11 protein-coding genes are annotated in these 10120 nt (G+C 70.2%); 4 read left to right on the top strand and 7 right to left on the bottom strand.

Annotation, left to right across the window (positions count from 1 at the left end):
* Positions 1–100 precede the first annotated feature (100 nt).
* The 6 genes from recO to tsaB all read right to left on the bottom strand — a co-directional run bounded on the left by recO (position 101) and on the right by tsaB (position 4473).
* A complete protein-coding gene (gene recO, locus KEG38_RS36415) occupies positions 101–829 on the bottom strand; it encodes a DNA repair protein RecO (RefSeq protein WP_272423952.1) in 729 nt (242 codons plus the stop codon).
* A gap of 192 nt (positions 830–1021) precedes the next feature.
* Positions 1022–1384: a hypothetical protein gene (locus KEG38_RS36410; protein WP_272425000.1), complete on the bottom strand. Its 363-nt coding sequence runs from the start codon at positions 1382–1384 to the stop codon at positions 1022–1024.
* A gap of 4 nt (positions 1385–1388) precedes the next feature.
* Positions 1389–1829 carry a helix-turn-helix domain-containing protein gene (locus KEG38_RS36405; protein WP_272424999.1) on the bottom strand — a complete coding sequence of 147 codons (441 nt, stop codon included), beginning with the start codon at positions 1827–1829 and terminating at the stop codon, positions 1389–1391.
* A 75-nt stretch (positions 1830–1904) separates the two neighbouring features.
* A complete protein-coding gene (locus KEG38_RS36400; protein ID WP_272424998.1) occupies positions 1905–2762 on the bottom strand; it encodes a tetratricopeptide repeat protein in 858 nt (285 codons plus the stop codon).
* Between the two features lie 299 nt (positions 2763–3061).
* Positions 3062–3745 (bottom strand): Crp/Fnr family transcriptional regulator, encoded by a 684-nt coding sequence (locus KEG38_RS36395; RefSeq protein ID WP_272424997.1) that lies wholly within the window; start codon positions 3743–3745, stop codon positions 3062–3064.
* Positions 3746–3762: 17 nt separating this feature from the next.
* Entirely contained in the window at positions 3763–4473 is a 711-nt protein-coding gene (tsaB, locus tag KEG38_RS36390; RefSeq protein ID WP_272424996.1) for a tRNA (adenosine(37)-N6)-threonylcarbamoyltransferase complex dimerization subunit type 1 TsaB, read from the bottom strand.
* A 98-nt stretch (positions 4474–4571) separates the two neighbouring features.
* Here tsaB and KEG38_RS36385 point away from each other — a divergent pair, with 98 nt between their 5' ends.
* Both KEG38_RS36385 and KEG38_RS36380 read left to right on the top strand, forming a co-directional pair.
* Positions 4572–5666, top strand: a complete 1095-nt coding sequence (locus KEG38_RS36385) for a hypothetical protein (RefSeq protein ID WP_272424995.1) — start codon at positions 4572–4574, stop codon at positions 5664–5666.
* 166 nt (positions 5667–5832) lie between these two features.
* On the top strand, positions 5833–7215 hold the full coding sequence (locus KEG38_RS36380) for a trypsin-like peptidase domain-containing protein (RefSeq protein WP_272424994.1): 1383 nt from the start codon (positions 5833–5835) through the stop codon (positions 7213–7215).
* 3 nt (positions 7216–7218) lie between these two features.
* On the opposite strand, the gene KEG38_RS36375 is transcribed toward KEG38_RS36380, so the two are convergent.
* Positions 7219–9009, bottom strand: coding sequence for a hypothetical protein (locus tag KEG38_RS36375; protein ID WP_272424993.1), 1791 nt, complete (start codon positions 9007–9009; stop codon positions 7219–7221).
* Positions 9010–9062: 53 nt separating this feature from the next.
* Between KEG38_RS36375 and KEG38_RS36370 the strand changes: the two genes are divergently transcribed.
* Together KEG38_RS36370 and KEG38_RS36365 are read left to right on the top strand one after the other, a co-directional pair.
* Positions 9063–9296: a DNA gyrase inhibitor YacG gene (locus KEG38_RS36370; RefSeq protein ID WP_272424992.1), complete on the top strand. Its 234-nt coding sequence runs from the start codon at positions 9063–9065 to the stop codon at positions 9294–9296.
* Positions 9293–10117 carry a hypothetical protein gene (locus tag KEG38_RS36365; RefSeq protein WP_272424991.1) on the top strand — a complete coding sequence of 275 codons (825 nt, stop codon included), beginning with the start codon at positions 9293–9295 and terminating at the stop codon, positions 10115–10117. The genes KEG38_RS36370 and KEG38_RS36365 overlap by 4 nt, the downstream gene beginning before the upstream one ends.
* Positions 10118–10120: the final 3 nt, after the last annotated feature.

Genomic DNA, 10120 nt, shown 5'->3' with positions numbered 1-10120 from the left:
TCATCGACCCCGGGTCCAGCGCTTGCGCTGGTCCGGGTCCAGGGGCGGATAGCCCCTGGTGGGGCCTGGGGCAACGCCCCAGCTCAGCGCCTCCCAGCGCCTACTTCGCCGGACCGGCGTGCGCCTGGATCACGGCTTCCACGAGGTCCACCACGATTCGCGTGTCCTCTGCGCGCAGCGCTTCATCGTCGCCCGCGCAGGCAGCCTCGACTCGCCCCCGGAGGTCTGCTCGAAGCACGAGCCGCGCCCCGCCGCAAGCGCGACAGACGAGCCCGCCGGCGAGTGCATCCAGACACGCAGGTGCCTCCGCTGGGCAAACGCGACTGCAACGCACGCATCGATCGAGCACCAGGCCGAAGCCCATATCCGCGAGCAAACGCAGCCCTGACGTCGCGAGCTCCGCCTCGGACGAGCGCGCGGGCGTGGGCGCGTCGAGCGCGTCGAGCAGCTCGTTCACCGTGGCGAAAAGGCCCGGCTCGCGTGTGCCGGGCGGCGCGACCGAGCGGACCCAGCGCAGCGCTCTTCCTGCGGCTTCCAGGCGATCCAGCGCGGAGACGAGCTGCATGCGTGGGTGCGCGATCGCCGCCTCGCCGAGCACGGCCAGATCTTTTTGCTCGCGCTCTTCGAGCGTCACGCGGAGCAGATGCATTGGCTCCAGCGCGACGAGCCGCTTGTTCGATCGACGCGCCGATCGCGCGACGGCCGAGATGATCCCCCGCGCCTCGGTGAACAATGTGACGATGAGATCGGCCTCGCCCACGGGGACCCGCCGGACGAGCAGCGCTTCGGTGCGCAAGCGGGTCGAGCTGGTCCGGGGGGGGCGGGGCATGCGCCTTCTCTAGAGCATCGACCGGTTCGATGCTCGGAAGATCGCGAAGCGAGCTTCCCTCGGGGGGTGAATCGTCCGGGCTTTGCCCGGACGAGAGGGGGACGCGAGGCGTCCCCCTCGGGACAAAAGAGCTAGAACATCGAGCGGTTGCAAACCGATCGATGTTCTAGCGGCGGCGCTCGCAGCGTCGAGCTACGGGTCGACGCATTGCCCTTCTTTGCAGATCCGGTCGCCTTTGCACTGCGTGTCGTACTGGCAGCCGGTCGCGGCAGGCGGGGCGCTCGGGGGCGGGGCGCTCGGGGGCGGGGCGTCGGATTGCGCTTCCTCCTTGCACGAGACCTGCATGGCCCCCTGGGGCCCGGTGTTGACGGAGGTGCAGTAGAACGTTTTGCCCCGGCAAACGGCCGTCCAGGTGCGCCCCGCGAACCCCATCTCGTCGCGGGTGATCACGATCTGCTCCTCGGCGCAGCCGACCTGCCCCGACGTCCACGCCGGCAAGGGGTTGCATCCCGTCGCGAGGAGCGCGAGGAGCCCCAGCGCCTGCAAGCTCTTCATCACGTCATCCCTGGGCGTTCACGTGCGCCGAAATTCCCCCGGCGTCACGACTCGACAGCTCAGGCGGCATGTCGTGCCCGCGCGGCCGCATGACGATGCTCAGGGCCAGCGTGAACAGGATCAAGAGGAGCACGAAGGCCATCGCCACGCCGAAGCGCTTCCCTTGCGAGCCGCCGGCTGGGGACGCAATGGGAAGTGGCGTGACCACGGCGACGCGGCGGCTCGCGGTATACCGGGCGAGCACCTCTTCCACGGGGAGGGAGACCGCGCGCGCATAGGCGCGGAGGAACCCCCGGACGAACACTTCACCTGGCAAATCGTCGAAGTGATCCGCCTCGATTCGCTCGATCGAGGGGACGGGAATGCGGGTGGCGCGGGAGACTTCCTCCACGCTCATTGCCCTCGTCTCACGGGCATGTCTCAGGTAGCGGCCGATCGACTCCATCCCTACTTCACCCGTTCATTCAATCGATTCGATTGACTCCCTTTTGCACGATTTCAGAAAAAGCCGCGCAAAAACTCATTGCAAAGACCCGAGTTCTGCAGCGCAACGTTTTCCGGCCACTGTCGCCGGGGCCACATCGCGGCATCGTTCGAGATCTTCCCGGGCGAGATCCTGCTGCCCGAGCTTTCCCGCCACGCGAGCGCGGGCGGCGAACCCCTCCTGGAGGTTCCGACACTGAGGTTTATCCGTCTCGAGCGCTTTCGTAAAGGCCTCTCGCGCAAGCGCAAGCTCGCCTTTTTGCTCGTACGCCAGCCCGAGGCGGTAGTTCCCTACACAAAAGAGCGGCTGCGCCGCGAGAGATCGCCGGAGCGCGTCGATCGCCTCGTCGACGCTCCCGCGCGAAAGATATGCCCAGCCAAGATTTCCCCACGCTTGCTCGGGGGAAGCATAAAGAATGTCCTCGGCCAGCGGCTTGAGGACGGCCACAGCTTCGTCGTACTTCTTCCGATGCACGAGAATCACGCCGAGCGCGTTCTTCGCGTCGCGCAGGTCGGGCGCGAACTCGAGCGCGGCGCGCGCGTGGCGCTCCGCCTCTTCGAAGCGACAGTCGGTCGACGTCTCGTCCACCGCGCAGAATGCCAAAAGAATGACGGTGGCGAGATAGTGCGCGTCGGGGTTCGCCTCGTCGATACGGATCGAGGCCTGCGCATGGCCGAGCGCCTCGCGGAGACGCCCTCCCTCGAACGCCTCACGCCCGAGGTCATACTCGGCGCGGGCCTTCGCATCCACGCCGTCCACACGCTCCTGTGCGCCGCTGCAGGCCGGCCCGAACGTGAGGAGGAGCGGGAGCAAGACCGAGCAAGTGAGCGCCGCGGGGCCGCGCATCTTGCGCGACCAGCCGCCCCTCTTCTCGCCCGTTTGCCCCTGGATCATGCGTCCTCACTGACCGAGATGCCCTTGTTTTGTAGGAGAAGGGCTCTCCCGATCCGCCCCCGGGCTCTGCCCGAGGCCCAAATCCGGGCCAAGCGCCCGGGAAAACTTGGGTAACCCAGGCTGGAAGAAGCGTCAACCCGCAAAAGACGCCCTCCCCCACGCGTCGGCACAAAGAAACACGCGCACGCAAGGAAGACGTGGCGCGAGGGGGCGAGAGCGTGTTATGCGGGAAGATTCGGCGTTGTTTTGAGGCGCAACGTTCGTCCGAGAGCGCCGAACGGAACCGAAACGCGGGCGGTTCACGCCTCGTTCGCGACTTCGTCCTTCTGTCCGAGGAGGCCGTAGAGCTTGCGCAGGCCCTCGATGTCCGGGACCTCGAGCCGCTCGTCGGCGACGCGGATGTACTGGCCCTCCCGGAGCTTCTGGACGCTGCGCTTCACGGTGTCGACGTCGAGGCCGACGCGCGTGGCGAGCTCCATCGGCGTGACCGTGAAGACCGCGTTGTTGCCCCCCGCCTCGCGCGTCTGCTGCGCGAGCTTGAGGAGCGCGCTCACGATCTTCGACTGCACGTCCGTGAGCATGATGAGCTCGATCTGATCCTCGGCATCACGCAGCCGTCGCACGAGCTGCTTGACCATGCGCGAGGCGATGCTGGCGTTGTGCTCGAGCAAGTTCTGCAGCGTCGTCTGGTCGATCGCGAGCGCGAGGCCCGAGGAGAGCGCGACCGCGGTCGAGGAGCGCTCCGCGCCGGGCACGAGCGCCGACTCGCCGAAGAGGTCGCCAGGCTTGAGCACCATCAAGCTGCGCTCGGCGCCGCGCACCTTCTTGATGAGCCGCACGCGGCCCTCCTCGAGCAGGTACGCCTCCGTGCCGGGCTCGCCCTCCCGGTAGATCACCTCGCCGGGCTGGAAACTGCGGCCGAATCGCGCGATGAGCACGCGCGCCGCCTCGGCGGCCTCGGGATCTTCGTCGGGTAGGTCCATCCAGGTCCGGAGTCTACCTAGCTGGGCCCGCCCGATGCCATCGGCTTCGCGTCCGGCGGACGAACGTAGAGCGGTTCGATGTACTCGGGGTCGAAGTCACCGCCGGAAACCAGCCTACCGAGCGCGACGCGTCCCACGGCCGCAGCGTCGGGCAGGTCGGTCCCGGGCGAGCGAAGCACGAACGCGGCGAGCGCCGGATCCTCGGCCGCGACCTCGCCGACGACGCGAAGGAGCCCGCCCGGCGGAAGAGACGCGCCCGGGCCAGCAAGCACGAGCGCGGCCACGTCGGCGCGAGGGACGTGGCGCGGGGCCCAGCAAAGGGCGCCGCGCACGTCGAAGGCGGCGAGGAAGAGCTCCTGCTTCTTCGCGTCGAGCGCGGCGACGACGAGGTCGTGTGGCCCAGCCTGGCCGCTCGCGAAGGCCTCCGCGGCCATGGCTTCGAGCGAGCCGACGCCGGCGAGCGGCGCGCCTCGGCCGATCGCCATGCCCTTCGTCGCGGCGACCCCGACCCGGACGCCGGTGAACGAGCCGGGACCGATGTCGCAGGCGAAGGCCTCGATCGACGCGGCGGAGACGCCCGCCGCGCGGAGGGCGTCTTCGGCGGCGAGGAAGATGCGCTCGGCGTGGCCTTCGAGGTCCGTGTAGACGGACGCGCCGATGAGCTTGCCTCCGTCGAAGACGGCCGCGCTGCCGCGAGGCGTGGAGGTGGAGATGGCGAGGAGCCTCATGTGGTAGTCTGGATCGGGACCGGGACCGGGAACGTGAGCGCGCGGGCGTTGTCCTGCCTGGCGGACACTACGAGCGCGAAGGCGCGAGGACAACCGGGATGGCACGCGACGGATCCAGCACGACGTGGGTGATGCAAGGAACGGTCATCGTGTCGATCCTGGCGCACGCGTCGCTGATCGCCGCCGCCGGGCTACGAAAGGAGCGCGCGCCCGAGGAGCTCACGCCGCCCGCGGATACGTGGGCCGGCACGACGGCCGCGCCCATCGGTGGCGAGCTTCACGAGGTGGACGTGACCGGCAGCGAGGTCGGGGGCGCGCCGGGCCAGCCCGCCCCCGCCCCCGCCCCCGCCGCCCCGCCTGAGCCGCCCGCAGCCGCCCCGAGCGAGCCCGCCGAGCCGCCTCCGCCGCCGCCCAAGGTCGACCCGCCGAAGCCGAAGGCCGATCCGCCCAAGCCCAAGGCCGATCCGCCCAAGCCCAAGGCCGATCCGCCCAAGCCCAAGGAGCCAAAAACGGAGCCGGAGGAGCCAGTCCCCCCCTCCGACGAGTCGATCCCCCCCTCCGACGAGTCGATCCCCCCCTCCGGCGAGTCGATCCCCCCCTCCGACAAGCGAGTCCCCGTATCCAAAAACACACTCCCCCGCACCAAAACGACGCCCCCCGTGTCGAACAACACATCCCCCGGCTCCGGCGACAAGGATCCCCCCGGGGAATCGTCTCCGGGAGGCGGGGGCTCGTTCGGCAGTGCGGGGGCCTCGTCGGTGCGGGACCTGGGGCGGGCTTTTACCCGCGCCCTGCCGATGGCCAGCGGCTCGGATGCGGCGTGGGGGAAGCTGCCGGTCGGCAGCGGTGGGTCGATCGAGGTGGCCATGATCATCAGCGACGAGGGCAAGATCACCGGCGTCGAGCCCCTCGCGCCGAACCCGCCCGCGCACCTGCTCAAGGCCGCCAAGAACACCATGGCCCTGCTCCGCGGCGGGACCTTCGCGCTGCAAGGCAGCTCGGTGACCGCGGGCAAGCAGATCCTCCGGCTCTCGGTCGAGCTCAGCGACACGGAGGCGCCCGAGGATCCGAGCGGCGCCGGCGCGTTCGGCCTGGCGCATCGCTGGGAGGGCAAACGCGGGGTCGCCTCGTTCACGCAAACGAGCGGGCGTCATGTCGAGATCAAGGTGGAGTTCCTGCGGGTCGAGCTCTGAGCTCACTCCCCACGCTGACCTCACCCCCTAACCCCCTCTCCGCGCGGCGGAGAGGGGGAGAAACGGGCGCATGCGTGCGCTCCCTCCCTCTCCACCGGGTGGAGAGGGAGGGTTGGGGTGGGTGAGGCTCGCTTGCGACCCAAGGGGACGGCTCTACGTGCCGTCCATGACGTCCTCCGCGCTGGCCTTCACGCTTGGCCTGGCCCTCTCTCAGGGGGTTCCGGCTTGCAGCAACCGCGCCGATGCGACCACGCATGACCGCGCCTTCACGCCCACCGCGGCGGCGGTGTTGCCCCCGGCCCCGCCGGGAGAGGCGGGCGTCGCGCTCGACATCTCGGCCCTCGTCGAGCACGTGCGGCCGACCGTGGTGAGCGTCGCGGCCACACGCGGATCCGAGGAGCGCGAAGACCCGCAGCGCGTGCGCGCCGGTGGGACGTCACGCTCGATCGAGCGGTCTCTGGGATCGGGCTTCATCGTGAGCCCCGACGGGCTCGTCGTGACGAACGCGCACGTGGTGCACGGCGCCGAGCGGGTGCGGGTGCAGCTCGCGGATGGGCGTGAGCACGAAGCCTCGGTGCTCGGGGAAGACGAGAAGCTCGACGTGGCGCTGCTCGCGCTGCGCGGCGCGACGGGCCTGCCCGTGGCGCAGTTCGGGACGAGCGAGGCGCTCCGCGTGGGCGACTACCTCGTGGCCATCGGGAGCCCGTTTGGCCTCCGGCACACGGTGACGCTCGGGATCGTGAGCGCGAAGGAGCGCGTGCTCGGCCTCGGGCCCTTCGACCACCTCATCCAGACGGACGCGAGCATCAACCCCGGGTCGAGCGGCGGCCCGGTCTTCGACGGGCACGGCCGCGTCGTCGGCGTGAGCACGGTCATCCACGCGCGCGGGCAGGGCATCGGCTTCGCGATCCCCATCGACGACGTGCGCGCCATCATCCCGGAGCTGCGCGACGAGGGGCGCGTGTCGCGCGGCGTGCTCGGCGTCGCGTTCCAGGCAATCTCGCACGACCTCGCGCGCGCGCTCTCGCTGCCGGGGCCGACGGGCGCGCTCGTGACCGACGTGGAGGCGGGCGGGCCGGCGGAGAAGGTCGGCATCGAGCCGGGCGACGTGATCCTTTCGGCGGACGAAGAGCCGATCGAGCAGGCGGCCGAGCTCGCGCGGATGCTCGGGCACCGAAAGCCCGGCGAGTCGATGCGGCTCGTCGTCCGGCACGGCAAGGACGAGCGGGTCAAGCGCGTGGTGCTGGCCAAGCCCGAGTCCGAGGAGAAGCCGGCGCAGAAACCCGAGGACATAGGCCCGCGCAAGACGATCGGCGTGTCGGTGAGCGACGCGCTCGGCGGCGGCGCGCGCATCGACGGGCTCGATCCACGCGGCGCCGCGGCGGGCGAGCTCGAAGTGGGCGACGTGGTCGTGGAGGTGAACGGCCAGCGGATCGAGCACGGCGCGGACTTCTTGCGCTTGGTCGACAAGGCGAAGCGGCCGGGGACCTTGCTCGTGCGGCTGCGCCGTGACGGCGAGGCGCTCTACGCGGCGGTGCGTGTGGAGTAAAGCTCAGCCGCCGGGTTCGAGCCTCCGGCGGATCGAGCGGAGCAGCACGTCGACGGCGGGTTTGTAGCCGAAGGTCGGCTGCACGGGCGAGCTCACCTTGTCGGCGCAGATCGAGGCGACGACGGCCTGCGTGCCGAGCTCCTTCATGACGGCGAGCGGGCGCGTGGCGGGCACGGCGCGGGCGAAGCGCTGCGTCGAGCCGAAGCTGCCGTCGGGCGCCTGGCAGATGGGGTTCGTCGGGGCGTCGATGCCCGCGCACTCGCAGTCGGTCTGGCCTGTGCACTCCTTGGGCACGCGCAGCGGGAAGATGCACGCGTACTGGAGGTCGTCGCGGCCTTGGATCGTGCGCTCGTGCCCGTTGATCGGGTTCGCGAGCGCGCTCGTCGCCGAAGGCGGTGCGAGCGGGACGCCCGTGAGCGGATGGATGCCGTCGCGCGGATCGATCGAGGGCCGCATCAGGGGATCGGCGGGCAGCTCGCCGGTCTTGGGATCGCCGAGGAGGAGCGACCAGTCGAGCTCCGTCGCGGGGCGCACGCCCATCGCGAGCGACTTGGGATCGACCGCGATGTCCTGCCACGGCACGCCGAGGATGCCGGCGAAGAAGACGAGCTCGCTTGCACGGCCGCTCGCGAAGAGCGGGTTCTTCACGAGCTCGCCCGCGCGGTTCGGGACGACGTCGCTCGTGAAGCCGTCGACGTAGCGCGAGGTCGGGTAGAGGAAGTCGATGCCGAAGCGCCGCTTCTGATCGAAGCAGCGGAGGTTCAAGGGATCCTCGATCCCCTCGACGGGCGTGGTGCACGCGGGATCGAGCTCCGTGGCGAGGCAGCCCGAAGGCGCGGGCTGCGCGCAGGAGACGCAGCAAGGATCGTTCGGCGCCTCCGCGCACACGCTGCGTCCGCGCGGCATGCGGAAGGGTTTTCCGTCGGTCCCGAGGGCCTGGTTGACGGCGAAGAACTGGCCGCCGTCGCGCGTCGAGCAGTCGTCCTCGTCCGTGAGCAGGAGGACGGCGACGAGCGAGTCGGGGCGGAGGAAGTCCGCACGTTGCTGGAGGAGCACGTCGTCGACACCGCTCGGAACGGCCTTGTTGTCGACCACCGAGATGTCGAGGTACGGCTCGGGGTCGACGAGGAAGCGGTAGATGCTCTCGAGCTGCGCCTCGTAGCCGCAGCCCTTCGTGCCGACGCCGCCCGCGATCTCCGCGAGCTTCGCGCCGACCGCGCCGAGATCCGCGTCGCCCGGCGGGCTCGACGACTGGCCCGGATCCCACGCGAGGAAGCCCTTGTTCTCCCACGTGGGCACGGCGCCTCCGCTCGCCGCGCGGGTCAGGAGCCGCGCGCGATCGTTGGCCGTCGGGTCGAAGCTCGGGCTCGCGGGGCTGCAGACGTCCGCGCCGTGGCCGCCGATGCTCGTGGAGATCACGCCGATGTGAATGTCCCTGACAGGCGCGAAATCCCGCACGCCGACGGGGCAAGGCTCCTCGAGGCTCGCCGTCTCGGAGACGACGGTGCCGAAGCCGTTCACGCAAGCAGGGCGCGTGAGCCGGTCGAGCAGGTAAGGCAACGTCTCGACGAGGAGGCCGTGCGCCGCGTCGAGGTTGCGCGAGTTGTCCACGACGAGCAGGAGATCAAGCTTGTCCGCGCGGGCGGCCGCGGGGGGCGGACCCATGTCGATCGGCGGGACGGAAGCATCGGCGTCCTCGTCTTCGAGGGTGGTGGCGAGGTCGGCGCGACCCGCACATCCGAGAGGCAGCGCCGCGGCGAGCACGAATGCCGCGGCTCGGTTCCACGAGCGCATGATGCCCCCGAGGCTACATGCTCGCCCGGGAGGCTGCTACGTTAGCAGCCATCATGGGAGCATCCTCCCGATCGACTTGCCCGCAGTGCGGCCGCGAGGCCGTGCTCGGGCCCGACAACCCTGCGCGGCCCTTCTGCTCGGCACGGTGCAAGGTGCTCGACCTGGAGCGTTGGCTCACGGGTGCCTACCGTGTGCCAGGCCCGCCCGTCGACACGAGTACGCTGGAGGGCGAAGGGGCGCGCAGGGACGACGACACCGACGAACCGAAGGGAGACGAAGAAACGTGACGACGAAACGCACGACCCGGCTCGCCGGGATCACGCTCGCCTCCGCGGTCTTGCTCGTATCCTTGGCTTACGTAAGGACCGCAGAAGCACAGGACATGTCGGCCGGAGGGCTTTCGCCGCCGCCGCCGATGGCGCCCGCGCAAAGCCAGGCCTCGGCGGCCTCGGAGACGTCGCAAGACCTCGACGACGCGAAGAAGAGCGACTCGGGCCGCGGCCTCGAGTGGGTTTACCTGGAGGCCGAAGGCGGCTTCCAGCACGTGGGTCTCCGGACCTTCAACATCGACGAGGAGAGCTTCAGCGCAGGGTTCATCGAGACGCAAGCAAGCGGCCCGGTGATCGGCGCGGGGCTCGGCGTGCGGCTGCTCTTCATCACGCTCGGCGCGCGCGGACGCGTGGGCTTCTTCAACACGTGGGACCTCTTCAGCGTCGGCGGCGAGCTCGGCCTGCACCTGCCGCTCGGCAACCTCGAGCCGCACTTCGAGCTCGGCGGCGGCTACACGGCGCTCGGCAGCTTCAAGAGCGCGCTGCAGAGCGGCGCGGCGGCGACGGCCCTGCAGAACACGCAGATCCACGGGTTTTACGTGCGCGCCCAGGCCGGGCTCGACTACTACATCACGCCGATCTTCTCGCTCGGCGTGAGCGCGAGCGCCGAGGTCCTCGGCCTGACGCGCCCGGGCCTCGATCCCTCGAAGGTCACGGAGATCCAGAGCGATCCGAACCTCTCGACCCTCCAGCAAGCCCGCGCGGAGGTGCTCAAGGCCGAGGGTTCGAGCTACGGTGCCGCAGTGACCGGCACCGCCGTGCTCGGGCTGCACTTCTAGGAC

Origin of the sequence: Polyangium jinanense, assembly GCF_028435265.1 — a bacterium.
GTDB lineage: Bacteria > Myxococcota_A > Polyangia > Polyangiales > Polyangiaceae > Polyangium > Polyangium jinanense.
Note: the sequence above shows the minus strand (reverse complement) of the source record. Positions and strands in the feature narration are given on the sequence as shown.

Coding starts and splice junctions, on each gene's coding strand:
- KEG38_RS36375 (WP_272424993.1), bottom strand. CDS start 9,009: ATGCGCTCGTGGAACCGAGCCGCGGCATTCGTGCTCGCCGCGGCGCTG.
- KEG38_RS36380 (WP_272424994.1), top strand. CDS start 5,833: ATGACGTCCTCCGCGCTGGCCTTCACGCTTGGCCTGGCCCTCTCTCAG.
- KEG38_RS36410 (WP_272425000.1), bottom strand. CDS start 1,384: ATGAAGAGCTTGCAGGCGCTGGGGCTCCTCGCGCTCCTCGCGACGGGA.
- tsaB (WP_272424996.1), bottom strand. CDS start 4,473: ATGAGGCTCCTCGCCATCTCCACCTCCACGCCTCGCGGCAGCGCGGCC.
- KEG38_RS36395 (WP_272424997.1), bottom strand. CDS start 3,745: ATGGACCTACCCGACGAAGATCCCGAGGCCGCCGAGGCGGCGCGCGTG.
- KEG38_RS36385 (WP_272424995.1), top strand. CDS start 4,572: ATGGCACGCGACGGATCCAGCACGACGTGGGTGATGCAAGGAACGGTC.
- recO (WP_272423952.1), bottom strand. CDS start 829: ATGCCCCGCCCCCCCCGGACCAGCTCGACCCGCTTGCGCACCGAAGCG.
- KEG38_RS36400 (WP_272424998.1), bottom strand. CDS start 2,762: ATGATCCAGGGGCAAACGGGCGAGAAGAGGGGCGGCTGGTCGCGCAAG.
- KEG38_RS36405 (WP_272424999.1), bottom strand. CDS start 1,829: ATGGAGTCGATCGGCCGCTACCTGAGACATGCCCGTGAGACGAGGGCA.
- KEG38_RS36370 (WP_272424992.1), top strand. CDS start 9,063: ATGGGAGCATCCTCCCGATCGACTTGCCCGCAGTGCGGCCGCGAGGCC.